Annotated in this window: 22 protein-coding genes; 11 read left to right on the top strand and 11 right to left on the bottom strand. The window is 42.3% G+C overall.

Annotated features, from left to right (window positions below):
• Nucleotides 1-52: 52 nt before the first annotated feature.
• The 6 genes from CIK98_RS18960 to CIK98_RS13325 all read left to right on the top strand — a co-directional run bounded on the left by CIK98_RS18960 (nucleotide 53) and on the right by CIK98_RS13325 (nucleotide 7,516).
• Nucleotides 53-178, top strand: coding sequence for a hypothetical protein (locus CIK98_RS18960; protein WP_256387778.1), 126 nt, complete (start codon nucleotides 53-55; stop codon nucleotides 176-178).
• A gap of 85 nt (nucleotides 179-263) precedes the next feature.
• A complete protein-coding gene (locus CIK98_RS13345) occupies nucleotides 264-2,072 on the top strand; it encodes a YcaO-like family protein (protein WP_094385033.1) in 1,809 nt (602 codons plus the stop codon).
• Entirely contained in the window at nucleotides 2,054-4,390 is a 2,337-nt protein-coding gene (locus CIK98_RS13340; protein WP_094385031.1) for a TonB-dependent receptor, read from the top strand. The genes CIK98_RS13345 and CIK98_RS13340 overlap by 19 nt, the downstream gene beginning before the upstream one ends.
• 2 nt (nucleotides 4,391-4,392) lie before the next feature.
• A complete protein-coding gene (locus CIK98_RS13335) occupies nucleotides 4,393-6,582 on the top strand; it encodes a peptidase domain-containing ABC transporter (protein WP_094385029.1) in 2,190 nt (729 codons plus the stop codon).
• A 12-nt stretch (nucleotides 6,583-6,594) separates the two neighbouring features.
• Nucleotides 6,595-7,065 (top strand): hypothetical protein, encoded by a 471-nt coding sequence (locus CIK98_RS13330; RefSeq protein WP_094385027.1) that lies wholly within the window; start codon nucleotides 6,595-6,597, stop codon nucleotides 7,063-7,065.
• Nucleotides 7,066-7,189: 124 nt separating this feature from the next.
• Nucleotides 7,190-7,516, top strand: coding sequence for a hypothetical protein (locus CIK98_RS13325; protein WP_141210549.1), 327 nt, complete (start codon nucleotides 7,190-7,192; stop codon nucleotides 7,514-7,516).
• Nucleotides 7,517-7,637: 121 nt separating this feature from the next.
• Here CIK98_RS13325 and CIK98_RS13320 read toward each other — a convergent pair whose 3' ends face one another.
• From CIK98_RS13320 to CIK98_RS13295, 6 genes are all read right to left on the bottom strand, one after another.
• Complete coding sequence (locus CIK98_RS13320; protein ID WP_141210548.1) at nucleotides 7,638-8,900, bottom strand: hypothetical protein; 1,263 nt, start codon at nucleotides 8,898-8,900, stop codon at nucleotides 7,638-7,640.
• Between the two features lie 2 nt (nucleotides 8,901-8,902).
• On the bottom strand, nucleotides 8,903-9,691 hold the full coding sequence (locus CIK98_RS13315) for a bifunctional 2-polyprenyl-6-hydroxyphenol methylase/3-demethylubiquinol 3-O-methyltransferase UbiG (RefSeq protein ID WP_094385021.1): 789 nt from the start codon (nucleotides 9,689-9,691) through the stop codon (nucleotides 8,903-8,905).
• A gap of 78 nt (nucleotides 9,692-9,769) precedes the next feature.
• Entirely contained in the window at nucleotides 9,770-11,437 is a 1,668-nt protein-coding gene (locus CIK98_RS13310; RefSeq protein ID WP_094385019.1) for a sigma-70 family RNA polymerase sigma factor, read from the bottom strand.
• Nucleotides 11,438-11,616: 179 nt separating this feature from the next.
• Entirely contained in the window at nucleotides 11,617-12,210 is a 594-nt protein-coding gene (locus CIK98_RS13305) for an N-acetyltransferase (protein ID WP_094385017.1), read from the bottom strand.
• Nucleotides 12,211-12,215: 5 nt separating this feature from the next.
• Complete coding sequence (locus CIK98_RS13300) at nucleotides 12,216-12,401, bottom strand: hypothetical protein (RefSeq protein WP_094385015.1); 186 nt, start codon at nucleotides 12,399-12,401, stop codon at nucleotides 12,216-12,218.
• A gap of 480 nt (nucleotides 12,402-12,881) precedes the next feature.
• Entirely contained in the window at nucleotides 12,882-14,132 is a 1,251-nt protein-coding gene (locus CIK98_RS13295) for a DUF4861 domain-containing protein (RefSeq protein ID WP_094385013.1), read from the bottom strand.
• 195 nt (nucleotides 14,133-14,327) lie between these two features.
• On the opposite strand from CIK98_RS13295, the gene CIK98_RS13290 reads away from it, so the two are divergent.
• Nucleotides 14,328-15,119 (top strand): gliding motility protein GldB, encoded by a 792-nt coding sequence (locus tag CIK98_RS13290; RefSeq protein ID WP_253249741.1) that lies wholly within the window; start codon nucleotides 14,328-14,330, stop codon nucleotides 15,117-15,119.
• Here CIK98_RS13290 and CIK98_RS13285 read toward each other — a convergent pair.
• The 3 genes from CIK98_RS13285 to CIK98_RS13275 are packed head-to-tail and all read right to left on the bottom strand — an operon-like array spanning nucleotide 15,068 to nucleotide 19,557.
• Nucleotides 15,068-16,015: a TIGR01212 family radical SAM protein gene (locus tag CIK98_RS13285; protein WP_371683275.1), complete on the bottom strand. Its 948-nt coding sequence runs from the start codon at nucleotides 16,013-16,015 to the stop codon at nucleotides 15,068-15,070. The two genes, CIK98_RS13290 and CIK98_RS13285, sit on opposite strands and share 52 nt — an antisense overlap.
• The gene (uvrA, locus tag CIK98_RS13280) at nucleotides 16,012-18,846 is read right to left on the bottom strand and encodes an excinuclease ABC subunit UvrA (protein ID WP_094385011.1); all 2,835 of its coding nucleotides are present in this window, start codon (nucleotides 18,844-18,846) and stop codon (nucleotides 16,012-16,014) included. Before uvrA ends, CIK98_RS13285 begins: the two co-directional genes overlap by 4 nt.
• A gap of 45 nt (nucleotides 18,847-18,891) precedes the next feature.
• A complete protein-coding gene (locus tag CIK98_RS13275) occupies nucleotides 18,892-19,557 on the bottom strand; it encodes a gliding motility-associated C-terminal domain-containing protein (RefSeq protein WP_094385009.1) in 666 nt (221 codons plus the stop codon).
• 94 nt (nucleotides 19,558-19,651) lie between these two features.
• Here CIK98_RS13275 and CIK98_RS13270 point away from each other — a divergent pair, with 94 nt between their 5' ends.
• The 4 genes from CIK98_RS13270 to CIK98_RS13255 all read left to right on the top strand — a co-directional run bounded on the left by CIK98_RS13270 (nucleotide 19,652) and on the right by CIK98_RS13255 (nucleotide 24,400).
• The gene (locus CIK98_RS13270; RefSeq protein ID WP_094385007.1) at nucleotides 19,652-20,794 is read left to right on the top strand and encodes a hypothetical protein; all 1,143 of its coding nucleotides are present in this window, start codon (nucleotides 19,652-19,654) and stop codon (nucleotides 20,792-20,794) included.
• Nucleotides 20,795-20,830: 36 nt separating this feature from the next.
• A complete protein-coding gene (locus tag CIK98_RS13265) occupies nucleotides 20,831-21,595 on the top strand; it encodes a porin family protein (RefSeq protein WP_094385005.1) in 765 nt (254 codons plus the stop codon).
• Between the two features lie 59 nt (nucleotides 21,596-21,654).
• On the top strand, nucleotides 21,655-23,154 hold the full coding sequence (locus CIK98_RS13260; RefSeq protein ID WP_094385004.1) for a peptide MFS transporter: 1,500 nt from the start codon (nucleotides 21,655-21,657) through the stop codon (nucleotides 23,152-23,154).
• Between the two features lie 238 nt (nucleotides 23,155-23,392).
• The gene (locus CIK98_RS13255) at nucleotides 23,393-24,400 is read left to right on the top strand and encodes a BspA family leucine-rich repeat surface protein (protein ID WP_094385002.1); all 1,008 of its coding nucleotides are present in this window, start codon (nucleotides 23,393-23,395) and stop codon (nucleotides 24,398-24,400) included.
• Between the two features lie 36 nt (nucleotides 24,401-24,436).
• On the opposite strand, the gene CIK98_RS18305 is transcribed toward CIK98_RS13255, so the two are convergent.
• Entirely contained in the window at nucleotides 24,437-24,577 is a 141-nt protein-coding gene (locus CIK98_RS18305; RefSeq protein ID WP_172409949.1) for a hypothetical protein, read from the bottom strand.
• Between the two features lie 150 nt (nucleotides 24,578-24,727).
• The gene (locus tag CIK98_RS13250) at nucleotides 24,728-24,940 is read right to left on the bottom strand and encodes a hypothetical protein (protein ID WP_172409948.1); all 213 of its coding nucleotides are present in this window, start codon (nucleotides 24,938-24,940) and stop codon (nucleotides 24,728-24,730) included.
• Between the last annotated feature and the right edge of the window lie 33 nt (nucleotides 24,941-24,973).

Genomic DNA, 24,973 nt, shown 5'->3' with positions numbered 1-24,973 from the left:
ATCTTAGAAACTCACACATTAACAAAATTAAAAAAAAATAAAAACAAAATCAATGGTAGTAAAAGAGCAGGTTATTAGCTCTGCAGAGTTAGAAACTGTTGTAGGAGGAAAGCGTGAGTCTCAAAAGACTTACAATGGTGGGACACTTCAAGAAATTGTTGTAACACCTAATAAGTAATTCTGAAAATCTCACAAAGGATGCGAAATGTTAACAATTTCGCATCCTCGATTGATAAAAGACTACTATACAGATAATTAAAAAAATGAAAAAATATAAAGCTTTCTCACCAGAGGTCACAATTTCAAACATCCGAAAAAGCTTGAATGACATAGGTGTCCTACTATATGAAAACCATATCGTTCACGAGGATTTCTTTTCTTGCCGTGTCTGTCTTGGAAACAACAACTTATTACCTTTAAACATCGGCACAAACGGTAAAGGTCGTTCTTTTGAGTATTCATTAGCAAGCGGTTACGCTGAATTTATGGAACGTTTACAAAATCAATTACTTCTAAACTCAAAGAAAATGCTGTCATCAAAAACTTTTAACTTGTACAGTATTTCATCAAATGAAGCTCAAGGTAACAAGCAGTGTAGTTATTCTACAGATGAGCAGTATGTATCTTCCCAAGAAATAGACTCTTTTGTATTGGAAGAACTGTCCGTCATGAGTGGTATGCAAAGTGCAAATGAATTTAAAAATGCCCTGAATTCATTTAAAAAAGAATATGCTTCTCTATGTGTGCCATTCTATGATGTACAGAATGACTCTGAAAAACTCTTTCCTATTGAGTTGTTGCTTCTACTCACTGGCTCAAATGGAATGGCATCGGGTAATACCCCTAAAGAAGCAATTTTACAATCAATATGTGAAATCTTTGAACGTTATGTAATTAGTGAGATATACTGGCGCGAATTGACTCCGCCAACCATACCTTTTTCTGCATTGCCAAAAGGAAAGACCAAAGAAGTATTAAAAAAATACATTAAGAATACAGGAAACCAAGTTATCGTAAAAGATTGTTCTCTTGGATTGGGAATTCCTGCTATTGGGTTATTGATTTTGGATACAAAAACATACAAATATAACCTTAAAATTGGGGTTGATTTTGTTCCAGAAATTGCATTGGAACGATGCTTTACAGAAATACACCAAGGAAGAGATGTTTTTGGAGGACTCCCTTACACATTCATACATACAAAAGATACTAATGGAGATGCACGAAAAAAAGCAGAAGATAATCTTATGAACATTTTTATAGATGGTACTGGTTTTTGGCCAATTTCTATATTAAAAGAACAACCTTCATATGCTTTCAATGGTTTCAATCAGAGTTATGGTAACAGCAACAGAGAAGATATTCGCTATGCTATACATTTAATACATCGTCTGGGATACAATGTATATATAAGAGACAATTCTATTTTAGGGTTTCCAACATATTATGTTGTAGTTCCTGGCATGAGTCAAATAATAGCAAAAAACCCTTTTGATTCTGTTTATAAGAATTCTTTTGTAGATTTGGCAAAGATAAATCAATTAGGTAATGCGACAATAGAAATTGCCCAAAGCATTCTTCATGCGATAGAAGAGAACTATACGACAATGAAATCAAATTCATTTATGCTAAAGAATGTTTTCGTACACAACACAAATCCTGATTTGAATGAACTTCAAATCGAGATGTTAGGCGCTTTGCTTGCAATTTATATTAAGGAAACACCCACCGCAATTAAATATCTAGAATTATATCTTGAGGATAAAAACAAAAATGACTATCGTTATTATTATGCATGCTTAGAATATTTAAAAACTACAAGAACAGACAACAGTATTCTTAAACTTTTGTATGGGGATAGTCTAGCAAATGAAGTCACAGAAGATTTGCAGGATCATAGTAAAGTGCTGCAGCATTATCACTTCCCGTCATGTCCAAACTGCAAAAGTTGTAAGTTGGCTGGTGAGTGTATGCAAAAAGAGATTGAAGGTATCTCTGACAAGGTTAAACAAAATGGTCATGAATTATCTCAAACTCAAATCGGAATAGACTTATGGAACAAATTAGACTGATAAAAATCAACATAATTTCTCTTGTAACTATATTGCCTCGAATACAGTTGGTTATGCTGTGCCTTGTGCTGACAACCATTTGCATGGCTCAACATTCTGTAAGAGGAACAGTTATTGACACCGAAGGACTTCCAGTAATGTCAGCATCCATTCTAGCACAGCCGTGTGATACAAGTAAACATGATAAACGTGTCACTGTTACAGATATTTACGGTCATTTTGTCGTTAAAGAAATTTCTATACCATATGAATTGACTATACAACACATGGCTTATCAGAATGTACAAGTGACTGACAGTATGCCTACACTCAATATAGTGATGAAACCGAGGGAACAGACACTAAAAGAAGTTACTGTAAAAGGAACACAACCAATGGTAAAAGCGACAGAGGATGGCGGTATTTCTTTTGTTGCTGAACAGATAAGACATAACAGACCCGTTGTGACTGCACTTGACATGTTGGAAGAATTGCCGATGATAATGAAAACCGATGACAACTATATCTTATTGGGTACTACAGAAACATCAATTTTGATTAATGGCAAAAAAACGATGCAAACGCAAGATCAGTTGAAGAAGTATTTGACAGCGACTCCTGCTTCTATGGTAACATCATTGGAGGTGTATTATAACTCGCCTTCCAAATTTGGGGTACATGGAGCTTCCGTCAATATTGTCATAACCACTCCACGACATGAAAGTCTATCTTTTCGTGGGGAAGCATTCATGTCAGCACATAAGAACAACAATGTTACACTTGGCGAAGGTGGATATTTCAGCTTGTCAGAGAAGAATTGGTCAGTCAATGCAGGTTATTCAGAGGATAATATGTCAAAGAAAAGGAATAGACATCTCTCTGCGCAACATTATTTAGGTGATGTCGTGTACAATGTTAACCAACACACTAAAACAGAATCTGATTCAAAAGACAGAACGGCATTGCTGAATTTAGCAATAACACCTGACCAACATCTTGATATAGCTGCCGAATATGTCTATCAGCATAAAGCCCCAGAAAACGATGTGACATATAATACTACAATTGGCGAAAACTATAGTGAAGGTCATACCCATAGCGTTTACAAATCTGATATGCACAATGCAATATTCAATGTGTCATACGATGATTGGGAAATTGGCGGTGAGTTCTGCCATTATCAGGAAGCAGTGAGTCAGGTTATGACAACAAACAGCAGTTCTTCGTCTAAAGACTATCATAACCAGAAATATAATGGTTATAATCTGTATTTCAACGGCGGTGCCCCTTTATGGGGAAAGTATTTGGAGTTTGGAATTGATGGCAATATCAGACAAACAGACAATTCCGTGAGCGAAATTCAGTGTAATAGCCATTCTACGCAATCGGAGTTTGAGACAAATGCGTATATTGGAATGAAATTCTCACTTGGGGAAAAAGGATTCGTAAATACGACTCTACAAGGCGAATATTTATATGCAACCTATAGACATGGTGATGAAAATATAAAGACATTGTGGAAAGATTTTGATATATATCCTACTTTCACGTTTATGTATAGATTTAACCCCATGCATGTCCTGCAGGCAACTTTGTCAAGTACTAAATATTATCCGTCATATTGGGCAAATGCCGATAATCGCACACATATAGACAATTATACTGAAATAGAGGGTAATCCCGATTTGATATCATCAAGGAAATACAGTCTGAATATAAATTACATACTTAAAGGACGATACATCTTTGGTATATTTGGCGAAAGCCAAAAGAACTATTTCACACAACTGTTATATTTGAAATCTGACGAATTGTCTGCCGCTTACAAATACTTTAATATTGACAAGAATGAACGAATGGGAGCGATGGCCATTTTTCCAACCAAATGGTATAAAAACTTTACCTCTCAATTCACGTTATTTGGATTTGTTATGCATCAAAGTGGCGAAATCGAAGGATTGGCTATTAACAGAACAAAAATTTCATCGAGGTTTAACGTGAACAATAACTTCAGCCTTTTTGGAGACAGACTGCAGTTAGAGGTCTCTGGCTGGTATCAATTACCGGTCATTCAAGGATTGTATAATGTAGAATCTATGTATTCCACTAATATGAAAATTAGTTGGTTAACTCCAATAAAAGGTTTAACTGTTACCTTTAAATTCGATGACATAACGAACTCTTACAAAAATAAGGTAAGAACCTCAATACAAAGACAGAACTATGACTTCCATAGTAATGGAGACAGTCAAGCCATAGTCTTGACTGCACGATATACATTCAATGGATATAAGTCAAAGAAAGAAAATATTATTACAAATGATAGACTTGGATTCTAATTATGAAAATTGTTTATCAGCATGATTCTATGCAGTGTGGCATTGCTTGCCTTCAAATGGTATGTCATCATTATGGCCGGAAAGTCTCTGTGGACTTTCTTGCTAACTTGTGTTTTGCTACAAACCAGGGAATTTCGCTATTAGGTATTTCTGAAGCTGCAGAAAAAATCGGATTACGATCAGTCGGGTGCAGAATACCACTTGCCACATTGTTAAAAGCAGAACTACCATGTATTCTTCACTGGAATCAAAATCATTTTGTTGTCCTATATAAGATAAAAAAAAGAGATAAAAGCGTTATTTTTTATATTGCAGACCCAGCAAAAGGATTGCTTACTTTATCAGAGAGGGACATGGAAGAACAATGGGTAAGTGGTCATTCTGATGGATATGACACAGGAATTGCTCTACTACTTGAAAAGACTCCCAAATTCTATGATATTTGTACCTCACATAAAGAATCACATTCTTTCCGTTTCTTATTTGGGTATATAAGCAAGTATCGTCGTTATTTCGTTCAGATAACCCTTGGGCTTATTATCAGCTCTCTACTCCAACTTGTTTTACCATTTCTCACACAAGCTATTGTAGACATAGGCATCAAAAAACAAAATATTGGCTTTGTATGGCTCATACTTTTGGGGGAACTGATGATTACAATCAGCAGAACTATTGTAGATTTCATTCGTCGATGGTTGCTGTTGCATATCAGTATGCGTGTAAACATCTCGCTAATAGGTGACTTTTTCATAAAACTGTTAAATCTGCCTATGTCATTCTTTGATATAAAACTTATAGGTGACCTGATGCAACGTATGAACGACCACTCGCGTGTTAACTCGTTTCTTACTCAGCAGTCACTTAATATTCTCTTTACTATGATTACATTCGTAGTATTTGGAGGTGTCCTGTGTTGGTATAATGGTATAGTATTTTCCATATTTTTCATTGGTAGCCTGCTCAATGGAGGATGGATTCTTACCTTCTTACGGAGAAGAAAAATCCTTGACTATGAACTCTTTGAGCGTCAAGCACAGAACAACAACAAGACTTACGAATTTATCACATCGATGCAAGAGATAAAACTCCAAGATTGTGAGCAACGACGCAGATGGGAATGGGAAGAAACACAGGCTGATTTGTTTGAGGTTCAAATGAAATCTCTTAAACTTCAACAGACTCAGGAAGCAGGAAATATCTTCATTAACGAGATTAAGAATATTGTAATAACTGTTGTGGCAGCATCTGCGGTAATTAACGGACAGATGACGCTCGGTATGATGCTTGCTGTGCAATATATAATTGGACAGCTAAACTCTCCTGTTGAGCAACTGATGCAGTTCTTCTATTCACTTCAAGACGTAAAAATAAGTTTGGAACGTATCAATGAGATACACCGTGCTAAGAATGAGGATGGATATGATAAACTCAAGACATCCCTTAAAGATGTATCATTAGGTATAAACTTGAATAATATCAGTTTCCAATATAACCCACATGCACTTCGTAAAACCGTTGAAAATGTCAATATCAACATTCCACATAGCAAGGTAACAGCAATAGTAGGAGCATCTGGAAGTGGTAAGACCACATTAATAAAACTTTTGCTTGGCTATTATCCTGTGTTGGAAGGATCCATTAATGTTGGAGGGACGGATATCAACGAGCTTAACAAGAAATGGTGGAGAAGACAATGCGGCGTAGTCATGCAAGATGGCATTATATTTTCTGAGTCCATTGCAAGAAACATCGCTGTCGGAGATGGCTATATAGACACTAAACGGCTAGTACAAGCTGCTAATATGGCTTGTATCAAAGACTACATAGACAAACTGCCTTTAGGATTCAACACCAAGATTGGTTGTGACGGTATAGGACTAAGTCAGGGTCAGAAGCAACGTATTCTAATTGCGCGAGCTATCTATAAGAATCCAGACTACATATTCCTTGATGAAGCGACCAACTCTCTCGACGCCTCAAATGAGCGTACTATAATAGAGCATCTTGATAAATTCTATCAAGGGAAGACAGTTATCATTGTTGCTCATCGCCTTAGCACTGTTCGCAATGCAGACCAAATAATAGTTCTTCACGATGGCAAGGTGGTTGAAACAGGAACACACGAACGTCTTATTGCATCAAAAGGAGCGTATTATAATCTTGTAAAGAACCAATTGGAACTCGGCAATTAAATCAAGACAAACATGGAAAAGAAAGACAACATAGAACTTCGTAGCGAAAAGGTGCGTCACATTATCGGACGCATTCCTCCATTATTGATACACTTTGGTACAACTATTATTGCACTAATAGTGCTAGCGATGGCTATAATAACATACTTTGTTCACTATCCAATAACGATTAATGTTAATGGAGAAATAGTAACTTTTGGTCACAATTTACAAGCTAAAGTCTTTGTACCTTACAAATATGCTGCATTATTTAACGAAAAACAAACAGCAAGCGTTGAATTTGAGGGATATGATACAATATTCCAAATGAATATTACCCCACATTTCAAAAAATTAATAACTATAGATGAAAAAAACTATTTTGAAGTAAAAATCAATCTATCTAAAAATGATATTGTTGATTTTCAGATTCAGCCCAAGCAGAAAGTTGAAGCTGAAATTCTTATAAGTGATAAAACAATTTGGCAATTGCTCGGATTCTAGTAGGTAGAAATGCTAGGGTGCTGCCACATTCCTTTATACGATTTCGTTCTTGAAGCAATACCTCTTGTATGTAGTCAATCGGCTCTGCCATTCCTGGCACGTCCGCAAGTTTCTCCACATCTGTATGTGTACATTGTCAGCAGTATTCCTATGTGCCTTGTGCATCATAGCCAACCGACGAACGAAGCAAGAGCATAGACCAAAACTTGTTTGGTCTATGCCTTGCAAGGAGGAGGAAGACGAAGGCAACGACAACGCAAGGCTGAGAACCATCGAGGAGAAGTATGTCCTTCTCCGTGATTTCTCCCAACTGGATGACCGTACATCACAGCGAGCTGACTACATCGAATGGCTCTACTCTGACGAGGACGAGCACCGTCAGGAGATAGATGAACTTTGGCAACAGAGACAACAAAGATTGAACGTTTTCGTTAAGCCAAATGAGCAATGACAAGCTTGCCTTAATCATTGCCATGGCGAGAAAAGGTCGGATGATATCCAACAACAAAAATCAAAAATGATTATGAGCGAACAACAAAACAACAGCCCAATACAAGCAGCCGTCAATGCCCTCAACGGTTTATGTGCTTTTCCCCGTTCCGAATGAATATTTCACCCTTTCTTATGCTGCCTCTTTTCCTGCCTTGCAGGTCATAGATTTGGTCGTTCTTTGGACAATTCACCTTAGGCATGTTTAGTCCGCTCGTTCCTTCTTTTAGAAAGTCAGCTGCCGAAAATACACATTTGCCATTGTCATAGCAAGCAATCAGACGATGGAAATAAATATTCTCGTCTGTCAATCCCAGATTCACAAACTCGTCCTTGCTCATACCGATACCCTCCACCAAATAATATAGGTATTCACCATCACAGTGGTCAACTCCCGAGTCTATAATTAGCCTCTTACGCTTTATACCGTCAACAATCACAGTATCTTCCTTCTGTACAGTTTGAACTATGTCCACGGCATCACCGTGATGCAAGTTTATGTTCATTACAAGGTGTTCCTCTCCGTCCCTGTCTATCCGATACACTCTGCCCCCAGTTTCGTAGGCAACAATATATTGGGGGTAGACTACCTCAGTCAAATTACGATAATCGACAAGCAACTTTTTACATTTCTTTCCATCCACAATAGAGTCACCAGCTACCGCAATGGTCATATATGTGTCTGGTATGTCCTGCCATGTGTCACGATATGTATAAGATAATTTCCACAGTCTTCCCTCTGCCAGGACAGGCATATAAGGACGCTCTTCACTTTTACAGAAATCATCCTGTGTGAATACAACCTTACCATTCTCACCACATTCCGACATATAACTGTAATCACCAATATGCTTGTCAAACAATGTAATCCAGCAATCTTCATTCGAGCCAATTCCTTCCACCCAAATTGCCTTGATAACACAAGCTATCTGATTCTTGTCACCTATAAACAACCTTTTCCGAGGTGTACCATTGACAATTATCTCATCCTCAGTAAGAACCCATCCCCATTCTCCTATCTCATCTCCCTGATGTAGGCTGAAATCCAATATGGGTAGAAAACTATCGATATTCGGATCATGATAAAATACCTTTTGTTCCTTTTCCATCATTACGACTTTGTCGCAATTACCATCTTTGCAGCGCATAACGACTTTACATGCCTGACCGTTAATCACAGTGTCCCTGTCCACTGTACACGTGTAGATGGCATCATGATCATGCACAGGACTCGTGTTCGTCTGAACCATTGTCCATGACTTGCCATTTGACAACAATGTCTGATAATTCCTTCCATAAACCTGCGAGACAAACAGGATAAGGATACTAATAAGTGTTGCTTTCATATTTATATTTTGTTTTTGTTTAATGAACATAGATAGAAACACGATGTGATGAAGAAGTTTCTTATAATTGGAATATTGCCTATAGTTGAATATAGACGACGAGGCTTTATTCCAAATTTCACCTTATAATGAGGATTTATGAAATAAAGGTTTCTGTCTAAAATACAGACGGAAGGAGTCCTTCGTATTGTCTTCTCAAACATTTCTATTGTCATTCTTGTCCTGCGTATTGCCATCAATTCCTTTATGCAATAATCACTTTCATTACTCAACATTAATTTATAAAGAGCTGACGGCAACAGGTGAATGAATGGCAGATGACTCGTTATACATCCCCTACATATTTGCTGATGCCCGCCAAATGGCATCTGCCATGCCGGAAACGATATAAAGGCTACACCGTCTGAAGAAAGAAGACGGGCAATCAACGATAGTAGTCTTTGTTTTTCATCAATATGTTCCATCACATCATGGCAGATGATAATATCAAACGTATGATATTTAGAGTTGTAATTGAAAATGTCTGATGTTACGAATTCACCATTCAGGTTATTCTTATTGAAGAATCGTATGGCATCTTGTATTCTGCCCTCTGAGATATCTATGCCTAAGGTACAGCAGCCCATTTGAGAGAAGGGAACCAAGTTGCCTCCCTCCCCACATCCAATTTCCAATACACGCATCCCTTTGTCAATGCGTTTGTAATTTTGGATAAATGGAATAAAGTAGTCACGACTTGTTGCCGCTAATTCCATAAAATACCTTAATCTGTTTTGATGTCTTTCCTGCATAATCTTTATAACTTTCTGAGTCCTTCATTTATATAGATACTCAGCAGTTAGAAAAGACTGCACGCAGGCTGGATTAATTTACCATGTGAACCTTATTCCAAATGGGCTTGTGAACATCACGGGATGCTCTGTCCATATCGTATGTGTCTCACTTCCAGACGGAATAAACCAGTTGAACGTTGGCTCGATGAAGATGCTCACGTTTGGTGTGAATTTATACTGCACACCGACACTCAGGTTCGTCTGCCATTGGAACGGAGGAGTGAAGTGATGGCTATCTGAATATGCCGACTGCCATTCAACTATATAACTGCTGTCCCACTTGCCATATACAGGGATATGTATTGTGACACCCGCGGAAGAGTATGCAGACAGACGTTTGTAATCCACAAGTCGGTAAGACAGTTTAAACGGCACACCAAGATAATGCGCTTTCTGTTTCTTCACAATCGAATATCCATTTTCGCCCATCGTGAATCGTGAATTAAGGAGCGAATACTGAACACCTGTTTCGATGCTCCATCTGTCAGTCAATGTCTTGCTGAGTGATATGCCGAAAGTGACGGGTTTGTCATGTTCTTCCTTTTCTACCATGTCACCAGTATTGTGGTCGGCAATGTCTATCAAGGCGAGGGTGTCAGCAGGAGTGTTGTCGTGTTGGGTTATATGCAGATACCTGCTGTAATCCTCCCAGGTATTGATATTTTCCGGGAATGTAGGTACTTCTGAATCGATGTCACCGATACTGCCCGTTTGAAGTAATTTGTAGGCATTCTGAGCCAAAGCGGGTCCAAGAGAGCCTGCCGCTAAGAATTTCCACTTATTATTTTTTATGTGAGTGCCTTCTACAAAAAGTCGTTCAGAGCTGTCAATTGGAGTAATAACACTGTCCCTAAGCTCCGTCTGTACGCTGTCTTCTTTCGTCTCTGAGATCATCTTCTGACCATTTTCGATATATTGAATATCATGCAATGAAGGAATGGCAATGGTGTCTGTTTGTTCATTGTCGGATGCAACCACTTCGTTATGCTCTTCTGCGATGCGGATGTGTGGAATGGACTCGTATTCTTGCCGTTTTGGCGAACTTTTCTCCTTTTTCTCCTCAGTCTTTTTCTTGTTAGGCCTAATTTCGCACACATTAGGGTCGTCACGACGAGGCAAAAAGAAATACAATGGAATGGAGATTAGCAACACTAGGATTATTGCCAGATGCTTATAGCCAAGAATCTGCTTCAGCAATACTTTGGCTCTTGATAGTTGAGAGGAAGAACTGTGAGCTTCTATGCCAAGCATACTTGCTATCTCCTTGTGGGAGAATCCCTCGATGAGGGATAATCTGATTACCTTACTGTAACCTTCAGGCAACTGCGAGATGGCATACAGTATGTCCCCATAGTTGATGGCAGAATCGGCTTGGGACGAGAAATCCAGCAGCGAAGCATCATTGGGGTCAACATCAGAAAGAGGAACAAAGTGAATCTTCTCCTTTTGGGATATATGTTTCAATGCGACATTCCTGACAATGGTAGTCAGCCATTCTCCAAATCTTTCGTTGTTCCTCAGATTGCCGAGCGAGGCAAAGGCAAGGACAAAGGCATCGTGGACAAGGTCATGCACGGTGTCCTCGTCTTCCTTTGCGATTTTCATGCACACACCAACCATTTTTGGGTAGTACATCGCATATATCTCATTGAGAGCTTTGGGGTCTTTTGCCTTGGCCCTCTCTACGATAGTGTCTGTCTGCATTAAAACGACAGGGCATTTTTACATTGCCCCTTTTTTATATAGATACTGAATGAGAGCAAAAGACTGCACGACCAAATGTTAAAATGATATTTTTAATATAAAATCAATCCCTACTACCTATATATAATAAGGTAATAGGGATTGTGGCATGAGATTATACTGCCAATAAAAGCGACTTGTCATTCGAAGGTGACATCGAGCATTAAGTCATAAAACATCAGTCGAGTGTTCAAATTCACATCATCATCAATATGTCGGTATTCTTTCTCCTGCTTTTCCGTACTGAACACTGTTTGAAAACCGTTGTTTTCATAAAAAGCCAAAGTCGCAGGGTTGTTATATGCATCAACTAAAACATAACGGCAGCCTGTTTTGTTGTACGGTTCAAGAAACCAATACTTAATATGTCTAAGCACATCGCTTCCAATATGTTGTGACCGAAAATCCTTAGAAACTCCGAGACGGGCGACAAGTACAGCTGGATAATCCTTCAATGCTTTTGCGTGTGGTATGTTGGCCTCTACCTTTTTCCTTCGGGCATTTGGCAAGTCGCTTACCCTTATGCCTGCATTGGCAAGAGTGAAAGCACAGACAACTGTATGTGGTTCTTTATCCAGTTTGTAATAATACGTCTTTCCCAACAACTGCTTTGCATACGCAAAACAATCATTGGCGAAAAAGTCGTCAAGGTCTTTATCTCCACAAGTGAAGCCCTCAATATCCTTCGGAGTATTCAACCTGTGCAAGGAGCATGTAGCGTTAAGAAAACTCATCTGAATTACAAATGTGATTTAGCCAACATTTTACGTACTTCTTCTATTCCGCGATTATATCTTTCTTTCACGGCTTTTTCCTCCTCTGGTGTGCGGTGGAGCATTTTCTGATAATTTGCCTGTGCCTCAGCTTCGAATCGCTGAGCCACTTCACCAGTCAGTACTGGTATGGATGCTATCGGTAGTGCCATATCTTTTATTATTTACTATTCAACGTTATACTTTACCTTGCAAAGGTACTCATAAAAATTGAGAGTAAGCAAAGTTTTACGATTTTTCTTGGTCTTTCAAAGTTAAAATTCTACTTTTCGAGCTGATTTTAGTAAAAAACGACAAGTATAGACTTGTTATTAGGTACATTTTGGGAACAACCGTACAACTTTGTCTGTCATTTTTCCTCAATCTCAACTTCATTTCATCACCCTTTCACATTCTCGGTAGATAAAAGCGCTCCTTTCAGGTGATAACTGAAAGGAGTATTCAGTTGGGAAACTGATTGCAGTATTCAGTTTACGGGTTCACTTCAAGGTAGTCCCACACGTGACAGATGTGACAGACGCTATTACAACATTTATATAATTTCTATTAAAGGGTTACCAGTTGGTAACCCTTTAATTCATTGACCTAATTATAATGCAGGTATGATAAACCGTTGTATTAACTCGTCAACTTCAGAGAAACACGTCTTTGGTCGTGATGGTTACGGGCGACTCTATCTGACGCTTCCATTGCCTCAGATATTCGAAGAATGAGGCGGGTGTGTGGAAGGAGCTGGGGAAGGTCTCGTTGTCAGAGGCAAATGTGATGTGGTAGGGTATTTCGCCAAGAGCTGGCTTTACCACGTAGGGGTAGTTGTCGCTGTTGGCTGGCAGCTCCTTTATGATGTTATCTGCTGGTATGCATATGCCAAGGCCTACGGTCTCGCGCTTGTGTCCAGCAGAGTCTTTTTCCGACACGGGCCAGTCGGTGCCCCAGCAGCCCCTAAGTCCTTTTCCGTCTGAATACTCCTCAGAGTTTTTCACATTAATGAGTCCAGTGGCAAGTTTGAGGCTCTCTATGTCGCCCTTGAACATGACGTCCACGGCACAGTCGCGCCTGCCGGCTGATAGTGTATATAATGTGGTCATGTCTATGCGTTTGGCGTTGTCGCATTTTTCGGGGTAGAACGGGTTCCAGCCCTTGTCTACTACTTTCACGATGGTGCGCAGCGGTCCACATGCCACTATTTCCATTGTTCGTTTATCTACGTCGAGCAGCATTTGCGGCTGGTTGTCGGCCCATCCTCTCAGAGCGCCGAGGCCGAAGGTCTTTCCCACCCATAACACGTCGTCGCCATAGCCGTTGGCTTTCTGTTCCTTGTCGGGGTAAAACTGGGTCTCTTTCAGTTCGAGAGCCTTGCGGTTTTTGCCGTAGATGTCGATGGTCTGCCTTTCGTCAAAATAAATCCTGTATGCCACCATGTCGTTTTCGAAGGCTGGTCCGTGGTGGTGTAGCATCCAGTAGGGGTTGGTGCCGTTGTCGACAGTGAGGCTGCTGATGTAGAGGTCCTGCTTGTTCTGGCTCTTGATTTTCTTGTTTGTGAGCATCATTTCGGCATACACCTGCGGTGTTAAGGTCTGTTCAGCTTCCTGCTTGTGAAGGGTGACGAGAAATTGTTTTTTCTCTTTTTTCTTCAGTGAGGTAATGAAGCAGATCTGGTCGTAGTGTCCGTTGTCGTCGATGTCCTCAAGCTGATAGGGCAGTGTATTGCCGTCGGAGCTTACCACGGCCGACTTGTAGTCAGCCTTCTCGTTGATAGATATCACAATAGGTTCCGCCTCACGGTTGAAGTCGGAATTGTTAGTCACAGTCACTTGTTTTGCCTGTGCAAAAATGGCCAGTGTTGTGGCCGTAGCCATTAATGTAGTCGCGATTCGTTTCATTGTTTTTTATATTTGCTTTAATTTGTTTGTTTTTATAATTTGCAAAATTACACAAAAGTATAGAAAGTGAGCAATAATTTTCCTTAAAAGGAGTATAAAGTTAATTAAAATGCGGATATTTTTATTTTTTTTAGCTAAAGATTTGGCGGATAAAATATTATTTAGTATATTTGCACAAAAATTAAAGGAAACAAGGTGCGGAATATATTAGTATTTCTATTGGTAATGATGGTGACGTGCATAGGTTGCGAATTGCATTTGAAACCTAATGACACTGGTGATGGAGACAAAGACTTGTCTCTCCATCGCTACGACCGCATTCAGAGCCTTTATCTCACCACAGGTGATTTTACGGCTCTTCAGCAGATGAATCTTGTATATCCGATGCAGACCCGCACTTTGATAGAGGACGTTCTGAAGCTTGGCAGGGTGAACGATCCCGACATCAACAACAAGTTTCTGAACTTTTATCAAGACACAGTGCTCCAGGCTCTTATCAACGAGGTGGAGCAACAGTATGCCAATGTTGACGACATAAACCGTGACCTTAGCCGTTCGTTCCGTAATCTTAAAGAGTCACTGCCAAAGATAAAGCTTCCAATGGTTTATTCGCAGATTGGAGCATTAGACCAAAGCATTGTTGTGGGCAACAATGCTGTTGGGGTGAGCCTCGACAAGTATCTTGGCAGCGATTATCCGTTGTATCTTAAGTATTATCCGGAGTCGCAGCGCCGTCTGATGACCCGCGACATGATAGTGCCCGACTGTCTATTGTTTTATATCCTGAGTTATTATCCCATTCCTTCAGACAGTGTGTCCTCCCAGCTTACCTGCGACTTGCACATAGGCAAGATACAGTGGATTGTGAATAAGGTTGTAGGCCGCAAAGTGTTCCGTACTAAGTATGTGGACATGGTGAACAAGTATGTCAAGCATCACAAGGACATATCGGCAGACAGGCTTTTGCTTTTGGCAAGGCTGCCTTGACGTCTTCCTTCCTTTCTCATTTTGTTTACTATGAGGTTTGTAAGTTCGTAATTTTTCAGTCCCCAGTGAGGTGCTATGAGCATGTCTTTTGGCGATTGGGACGCGAATCTCTCCACTACCATGTCTGGCCTAAGGTGTTCTAGGTATCTCACTATCACTTCCATATATTCCTCTGGGGAATAGAGCGGGAAGGGGGTTTTAGAGTAAATATCAGCGAGTTTTGTTCCTTTTATTATCTGCATCTGATGTATTTTCAGTATGTCGAGTGGCAGTTGCGACATATCGTCGGCTTGTCTGATACTGTCTTCGGCAGTTTCGCCAGGCAGTCCTATTATTACATGTCCCCCAACGGTGATACCTCTTTCTGCAGTCATCTCCACAGCCCGTTTTGTTGTGGCGAAGTCGTGACCCCGGTTTATTAGCTTAAGTGTATTGTCGTTTGACGTCTCTATTCCGTATTCCACAGTCACCATAGTTTGCGAGTTGAGTTTTTGCAGGTAGTCGAGCAGTGTGGTGTCGACACAATCCGGTCTTGTGCCAATGACCAGTCCAACCACGTTGTCTACCTCAAGAGCCTCCTCGTAGAGGCTTTGGAGGTGGTGGAGTGGGGCATAGGTATTGGTGAAGGCCTGGAAGTAAGCCATGTATTTCATTTCGGGATATTTTCGTGCGAAGAATTTTTTCCCTTCTTCAAGTTGCTGGCTTACTGACTTATCCTTATTGCAATAGGCAGGGTTGAACGACTGGTTGTTGCAATAGATACATCCTCCGCGGCTGATTTTCCCATCCCTGTTAGGGCAACTGAATCCCGCGTCGACGGATATCTTCTGCACTTTGTACGGAAATTTCCGACTTAGCCATCGTCCGTAGTCATAGTATGGTAGTATGTTGTTCACTGCTTTTCCTTTAATATTTCCTTTAGGAATTTTGATGTATATCCCATGTCACATTCAGCTACGTCTTCCGGTGTGCCGGCAGCAATCAGCTTACCGCCTCCTCTTCCGCCTTCTGGTCCCATGTCGATGATGTAGTCGGCGAGTTTTATCACGTCGAGATTATGCTCGATGATGATTACAGTATTGCCTTTGTCCACGAGTTGTTGTATGATGTCCATGAGAATTCTTATATCCTCGAAATGCAGTCCTGTGGTAGGCTCGTCGAGTATGTAGAGCGTTTTCCCCGTGTCTTTTTTGCTCAGTTCGGTGGCGAGTTTCACTCTTTGGCATTCACCGCCTGAGAGTGTGGTTGAAGGTTGTCCGAGTGTGATATAACCTAATCCCACGTCTTGTATTGTCTTTATCTTTCTGAGTATATCGGGCACATTTTCAAAGAATTCCACTGCTTGGTTAATGGTCATGTTGAGCACATCGGCAATACTCTTCCCTTTGTATCTTACTTCTAAGGTTTCGCGGTTGTAGCGTTTGCCATGGCATTCCTCACACGGCACCATCACGTCAGGCAGGAAATTCATCTCAATGGTCTTATATCCGTTGCCGCCACAGGTCTCACATCGTCCGCCCTTAACGTTGAATGAGAACCGTCCGGGTTTGTAGCCGCGGATTTTGGCTTCGGGCAGGTTGACGAACAGTGTCCTTATGTCGCTGAACACTCCGGTGTAAGTGGCGGGATTGGAGCGTGGAGTGCGTCCTATCGGGCTTTGGTCTACGTTCACCACCTTGTCTATATATTCCACGCCTTCTATGCTGTCGTAAGGCATTGTTTTTTTCATCGAGCGGTAGAAGTGGTGGCTTAGTATGGGCTGTAGTGTTTCGTTGATGAGTGTCGATTTTCCGGATCCGCTGACTCCTGTGACCACGATAAGTGTTCCCAGAGGGAAGTCGATGTCAACCTTTTTCAGGTTATTGCCAGACGCTCCCTTTATTGTTATTTTCTTTCCGTTGCCCTTTCTTCTGTTTTCAGGTATGGTGATGTTGCGTGTTCCGTTGAGATACTCTCCCGTTATGGTAGGTTGCTTTATTAGTTCTTTTGGTGTACCTTGGAATACGACTTCTCCCCCCTTTCTTCCGGCCTTAGGTCCGATGTCTATCACGTAGTCTGCCGCGAGCATCATATCCTTGTCATGTTCCACCACGATAACAGTGTTTCCTATGTCGCGCAGTTCCTTAAGCGACCTTATGAGTCGTTCGTTGTCTCTTTGGTGTAGTCCGATGCTTGGTTCGTCAAGTATGTAGAGCACGTTGACGAGTTGGCTTCCTATCTGTGTGGCGAGTCTTATTCTCTGACTTTCGCCGCCTGAGAGAGAAGCCGACTGCCGGTTGAGCGAGAGGTAGTCGAGTCCCACTTCGAGGAGGAAGTCGAGGCGGGTTTTCATTTCCTTGATGATTTCGTGAGCAATCTGTTGTTGTTTAGAGTCTACGTGTTTTTCAGCCTCTTCCAGCCATTCCCTGAGTTCCGAAATGTCCATGTTTGAGAGTTGACAGATGTCTTTGTTCCAAAATCTGTAAGACAAGGCTTCCCGGTTGAGTCTTTTTCCCTGGCATTCCGGGCATTCGGTGATGGCCATAAACTGGTCAGCCCATTTCTGTATAGCAGCCGATTCATCATTTTCGATCATGTTTTTCAGATATTTCACCACGCCGTCGAAAGCCACGAAATAGTCGCTTGAGGCATGGATTATATCCTTGTCTATACGCACGTTGCCAAGAGTACCGTATAGTATTTCGTTCATGGCATCCTCCGGAATGTCGCATACTGGAGTTTTCAGCGATAGGCCGTAGTTTTTCAGTATGGCGTCAATCTGCCAAAATATCATTTGGTTTTTATATTTTCCAAGTGGTATGATAGCCCCTTCGTGAATGCTGGTCTTTGTGTCGGGAATAACTTTCCGCATGTCTATTTGGTTGATGAATCCCAGTCCCTTGCATCGTTGGCATGCCCCTTGGGGCGAGTTGAACGAAAAGAGGTTTGGAGCAGGGTCGCTGTATGCGATGCCAGTAGTAGGACACATCAGTCGTTTGGAGAAATACTTAACCGTGTCGGTGTCTTTTTCGAGAATCATGATTAGTCCGTCTCCAGCTTTCATTGCCGTAGCCACGCTTTTCCTTAGTCTTTCGCTGTCTTTTTCGTTGACCGGCAGTTTGTCTATAACGATTTCGATGTCGTGGTTTTTGTATCTGTCCACTTTCATGCCTGTAGTGATTTCCGTCACCACGCCGTCAACCCTTGCATTAAGATACCCTTTTTTTCTCATGCTTTCGAATAGTTCGCGATAGTGTCCTTTTCGGCTTTTCACTATAGGCGCGAGAATGAAGATGCGCTTGCCTCTGTAGTCGCGGACAATCATTTCCACCACCTGTTCTTCGGTGTATTTCACCATTTCCTCACCTGTTGAGTAGCTATAAGCCTTTCCTGCCCTTGCGAAGAGTAGTCGGAGGAAGTCGTATATCTCGGTGGTTGTTCCCACTGTCGACCTTGGGTTTTTGTTTGTTGTTTTCTGTTCGATGCTTATTACGGGGCTGAGTCCTGTAATTTTGTCCACGTCAGGTCTTTCCATTCCACCGAGGAAGTTTCGTGCATAGGCAGAGAAAGTTTCTATGTACCGTCGTTGTCCTTCGGCGAAGATGGTGTCGAAGGCAAGTGACGACTTTCCCGATCCCGACAATCCTGTGATTACCGTGAGTGAGTTTCGTGGTATTTCCACGTCAATATTTTTTAGGTTGTGGACTCTAGCGCCCCAAACATTTATCTTTTCGTCTTCTCTTGACATGAAACTAACATAAATTAAAAATTGAAAATTAAAAATTCTTCATTTTCACTCCCCCTCATAATATTTCCTCAGAATGTTTACATCCTTTTTTATATTATATTTTCTTCCGTCGGCGCCCTTTGCCTTCACGAGCACGAAATATGTACCGTCTTTCATCTGTTTTCCATTCCATGTTCCGTCCCATCCGCTGTTGATGTCGGTCCATTCAAATATCTTCTGTCCCCATCGGTTGAAGATATAAGCGTGGAATTCAATTATGCTTTTGTGGCTGGCCTTTGCCTTGTATATATCGTTCACCCCGTCGCCGTTTGGCGAGAAAGCGTTTGGCATATCGAGGAAACTGTTGGAGATGCTCACGGTTATGGTTGCTATAGGCACTTCGTCGGTTACTCCGTTTTCGGTGATATACAGTTCCACTATGGTCTGTCCCGACTCTGAGAAGGTGAACACAGTAGTTTCCTCGTGTCGTGTCATAAACGGTTGTTGTTCTTCGCTTCTTCTGAATCTCCATTCGTATCCCACTGTCGGGTTGTCTTCGTCTGGGTTTGCCTTGAAAGTCACCTCAAGTGGAGCTTGTGCGTCCATGATGGCGTCGGTAGTCTCCATGGTTTCACCATCAACGGTGTAATAAGCCGTTGGATTATATGCTGCAAAGGCATTACAAAGCGAAAAACATGCCGTAAGAATCAAAAATACCAGTTTTTTTTCCATTTTTCAGTAATTTTAAGTGCAAAATTAGTGAATAAAGTTGATTTATCCACTCTTTTTTGGTAATTTTGTACGCGAATAATTCAAATTTATGATTATGATATCCTTTTTAAGACATATTTTACTGTTTTTTGTGGTCTTTTTGGTGCCTATGACCAATGCACAGGCTAAGACTGTGCAGGGAGGCAAGGTACATGTAGGAGTGATGTTGCCTCTTCATGACGATGACGGCGACGGGCGACGTATGGTGGAGTACTATCGTGGTGTGCTTATGGCATGCGACAGTCTCAGGTGTCTTGGAGTGTCGGTGGATGTGCATGCGTGGAACGTGCCGAAGGATGCTGACATAAGCAAGACGCTAAAGGAAAACGAAGCTGCGGCGTGCGACCTTATCATAGGTCCGTTATATTCCTCGCAGGTGCCAGCTCTTGCGGCATTTGCCAAGAAGCATGACATAAAGGTGCTCATACCTTTCAGTATCAACGCCCCTGCCGTGACCGACAACAGCCGCCTCTTTCAGGTATACCAGTCGCCTGAGGATTTCAACGAGCTGGTCATTGCCCGTTTCCTTGAACGGTTTAAAGGCCACCATGTCATCTTTGTAGACTGTAACGACACCACCAGCCGTAAGGGGATATTCACCTTCGGTCTTCGCCGGCGCTTAGAAGCCATTGGCCGTGAGTATTCCATCACCAACGTAAAGTCGAGCGAGGAGTATTTCACAAAGGCCTTCAGCCGCACGCTGCCCAATGTGGTGGTGCTCAACACCGGTCGCTCGCCAGAGTTAAACCTTGCCATAGCCAAGCTCGACAACATGAAGATGAACTATCCAACGCTGAAGATAAAGATGTTCGGTTACACTGAGTGGATGATGTATACGAAATACAACCTCGATAATTTCTATAAGTACGAGGTGCATATCCCGGGCTACTTCCACTACAACCCGCTCTCGTCACGCACCGCCCGCTTCCAGCAGAAGTATCGCTGGAACTTCCATGCCGACATGATACAGGCCCTTCCGCGCTTCGCCATTACAGGTTTCGACCAGGCTTTCTTCTTTATCAGAGGTCTCTACCTCTATGGCGACAAGTTTACGGGCGCTCCAGGTTCCGTGGGCTATACACCAATACAAACACCTCTTGGTTTTGAGCGCGTGGGTAATGGCGGTGGATACAAAAACCGCAGCATACTGTTTGTACACTATCTGCCTGGGCATAGCGTTGAGACAATCCATTTCTAAGTGAAACACATGTAAGACACATTATTATATATATCTATGAACAGACTATATAGAACCTTTCTTCTGCTTTTGGTTACACTGCCCTCAATATTGCATGCCCAAGTGGGCGACCATCGCAACGATTTGTCAGTGGGTTTTAATGGCGGTTACACCATGAGCAATGTGGGCTTCAGCCCAAACGTGCCGCAGTCGCAGCTCGGAGGATTCACGGCGGGAGCCACTATACGCTATACGTGTGAAAAATACTTCAAAAGCATCTGTGCCATTGTGGCGGAGGTAAACCTTACGCAGATGGGATGGAAAGAGAGCATTACAGACCAGGACAACAATCCCGTGATAAACGCATTTTCCAATGAGGCAGAGCAGTATCAGCGTCAGCTTACCTACATACAGGTTCCACTCATGGCCCGTTTGGGGTGGGGTAGGGAGCGTAAGGGTTTTCAGGCTTTCTTCCAGCTCGGACCACAGTTAGGTTTTTTCCTGAACGACAAGGTGACTACTAATTTCGAGTACGACAACCGAAATATCAGCGACCGAGTTGGAGTGCAGCAGTATGCCTACCAGGACACTATTGAGATACAGAACAAGTTCGACTATGGCATTGCCGTAGGATTGGGACTTGAGTTCTCCCGCCCAAAGCTTGGCCACTTCTTGCTCGAAGGCCGATACTACTATGGTCTGGGAAATGTGTTCAAAAACACGAAGTCAGACCCTTTTGGAAAGAGCAACAACAACTGTCTAATGGTGAAACTCACCTATCTGTTTGACATCATGAGGACTAAGAACGGAAAAATTAAGTAAAATTGAAAAACCTGATATTGATAACTTTAATAATAAATTATTAACAAAAACAAAAAATTATGTTTGAAGGACAACCTAAAGGACTTTGGACGTTGGCATTAGCCAACACAGGCGAGCGATTCGGCTATTACACGATGCTTGCAGTCTTTGCTCTCTTCCTAGGAGAGAATTTTGGTTTTGCGGCAGGTACAGCCTCCGAAATCTACACTTGGTTTTTAACCTTAGTCTATTTCCTGCCATTGTTTGGAGGAATGGCAGCCGACCGCTGGGGCTATTCGCGCATGGTGGTTATCGGCATCTTTATCATGTTCATCGGCTATCTGCTGCTCTCCGTACCTCTCGGAGGTGGCACTGTGGCTATCGCTGCCATGGGTGGCGCACTGCTGCTCGTCAGTGTTGGTACAGGACTCTTCAAGGGTAACCTTCAGGTTATGGTAGGCGACCTCTACAACGACCCTAAGTATGCCGACAAGCGAGACTCAGGCTTCTCTCTTTTCTACATGCTCATCAACGTGGGCGCACTCTTCGCACCTACCGCAGCCATCAAGATAATGGACTGGGCACAGCTCTCTTTGGGCTACTCTAAGGCCGACTCCTATCACTTCGCATTTGCCGTGGCATGCGTTTCGGTGATTGCCAGCATCCTGATATATTATCTTGGCAAGAAGACCTTCAGCCAGGTGCTCACCGTGAAAAAGAAAGAAAAAGTGGTAGATGAGGTAGTAGACGAGATGTCGCCTTCCGAGACTCGCGAGCGAATCATCTGTCTCGTACTCGTGTTCACCGTCGTAGTGTTCTTCTGGATGGCATTCCATCAGAACGGACTCACGCTCACCTGGTTTGCTGACGAGTTCACTGCTACAAAGTCTTCTGGCATACAGTCAATGTTCTTCGACGTTACCAACCTCGTGGCGTGTATCTTCCTTGTTTATGGCATCTTTGGCGTCATTCAGAGTGTCACATCCAAGGCAAAGGTTATTTATGGTGTGGTAATAGCCTTAGGACTCGCCATTCTTGGCTACAACTACATAAACCTCGCTCCAGAGATTACTCTTTCAGCCCCAATATTCCAGCAGTTCAATGCCTGCTTTGTGGTAATGCTTACTCCGGTCAGCATCGCCCTCTTTGGCTGGCTTGCCAAGAAAGGCAAGGAGCCTAAGGCGCCAGTGAAGATAGGTCTTGGTATGCTTGTGGCTGCAGCAGCCTATCTGCTCATGACCGTTTCGTCTGTCGGCCTTCCAGCCACCGACCATCCCAACCACGTAGCCGACGTCACACCAAATCTTCTCATTACCACCTACCTCACGCTTACCTTCGCCGAGCTTCTGCTCTCGCCCATTGGTATCTCACTTGTAACCAAGGTGGCTCCTCCAAAGTATAAGGGTATGATGATGGGAGGATGGTTTGTATCCACTGCTCTTGGCAACAAGCTCGTGTCTATCCCAGGTCATATGTGGGGTATGGATCTCACAATCGTATGGGGTACTCTTATGTGCATCTGTCTTGTAGCCGCCCTGTTCATCTTCCTTATTGTGAAGAAACTAAACAAGGTGTGCTAAGATACTCATATTTAGCTAATAAGGGAAGTTAAGGAAGTGTCCTTAACTTCCCATTCTTCCAAAACTCAGGCTCGTTTATATAGTTTTTATACGGAAAAGCAGATAAATTGCCAGGAAAAGAGATGTTTTATAGATATTTGTCTATTTTCTTTGAAAAATATTTGGGACTTTATGATATTTTAATTATCTTTGCACCAAATCTATGAAAATAAAAACAAGAATATGAAACCAATCTGGCATGTTCGCTAATTGCTCTGGCTTGGAGGAGGTTGACCTCTCGGGACTTGACATCTCGCTCTGCACCAACATGGCAAGCATGTTCAAAGAATGCAAGAAGCTAAAGAGCGTGGACCTCACTCCACTCAACACTTCAAACGTGACCAACATGTCCGGAATCTTTACTCTATGTGAGAGTCTTGAGTCTGTAAACGTGAAGGATTTGAACACGTCCAACGTCACCTCGATGAAAAACCTGTTTGACCGTTGCTATTCGCTCAAGTCTGTGGATATCAGTTCGTGGAACACTGATAAGGTTACAACCTTCAACCGTATGTTCTGGAATTGTCAGAAGCTCACCGATGTGAAAATGAATTGTAGCAAGACATCGTTGGAGGAAACGGGAGTTATGGAGATGTTTACCAACTGCTATCTGTTGCCGAAGGTGGACATGTCTTCGTTTGACTTCCATAATGCCAATGATTTCACCTCTATATTCAGCAATTGCAATAGTCTTCAGACTGTTGTGTTCGGCAAGAGCAATACGTCGAATATCATTAAAATGAAGAATGCGTTCGCCTATGTAGGCGGCAACGGCGAGTTCACATGTGTAGATGCCGACTTCTTTTCCGCCACCATAATGGACCAAGCATTTTATAGATGTTCAGCCACTTCCATCAACCTTTCCGGCTGGAATACTACGTCAGTTCAGAACCTTAGCAGCACATTCGCTGATTGTGGAAATGCAAAGAAGATAAACATTTCTGGATGGAGCGCTGATAATGTGACAAGTATCGGCAGTATGTTTAATAGTACAAATATAGAAGAAATTGACCTCGGACCTAATTTCAATGTGCCTTCCAATGTCAATATCGACTATTGGTTCTATTGCACTTCCAACAAGTCGAAAAAAGCCACATTAAAGTGTTCGCGTGCCACATACGATTTGATACAGAATTACATTAAAACAACAGGAGGTCGCAACAGCAAGTCGTTCCTCACCCAGTATTGCACATACAGCGTATATTAGGAATATAAGTTGACGAGTTGACAAGTTGTCAACTCGTCAACTCGTTTTTATTTTACACTCCACTCGAAGAGTCCTGAAGAGTGTTCGGAGGGAAGGTCGAAGTGTCAGCTTCACCTCCTTTGCCGTCAGGCGACCGCTGTTGTCGAAGCTCAGCGTCTGTGCGTCTGTCTTTATCACCTATATATAATAGTCGGCCACTTTTTTGTCCTTGGCATGTAGTGTGCCGTCCTCTTCAATCAGATTATAGGCTCACTCAATCCAGAGCATTACCAGACTTTTATGACATAATTTGAAGGATTTAGTTGCGCCGTCCTCTGAGAAGAACTCTTACGCGCGGAGGGTCATGCCCTTCTCCATCACCTCGCCAAAGTCCACGATGTGCCAGCGCTCTATCTGTGCGTCCTCCACGTCGCACTCAAAGCGTCCGTTCTTTACCACAGATCGCAATGTACTGTTCTTCGGGTCTTCGCCGTCGCGGTATATCCTCAGTTCTACGGACGTTGTCCCTTCGGCCACCGTGCCAACGACGTGGCATTTCACTTGCCCCTGCCCCGCCATTGCGACGAGGGCAAG

This window comes from Prevotella sp. P2-180, assembly GCF_002251435.1.
GTDB lineage: Bacteria > Bacteroidota > Bacteroidia > Bacteroidales > Bacteroidaceae > Prevotella.
The sequence above is the reverse complement of the archived record's forward strand: the minus strand, read 5'-3'. Positions and strand labels throughout refer to the sequence as shown.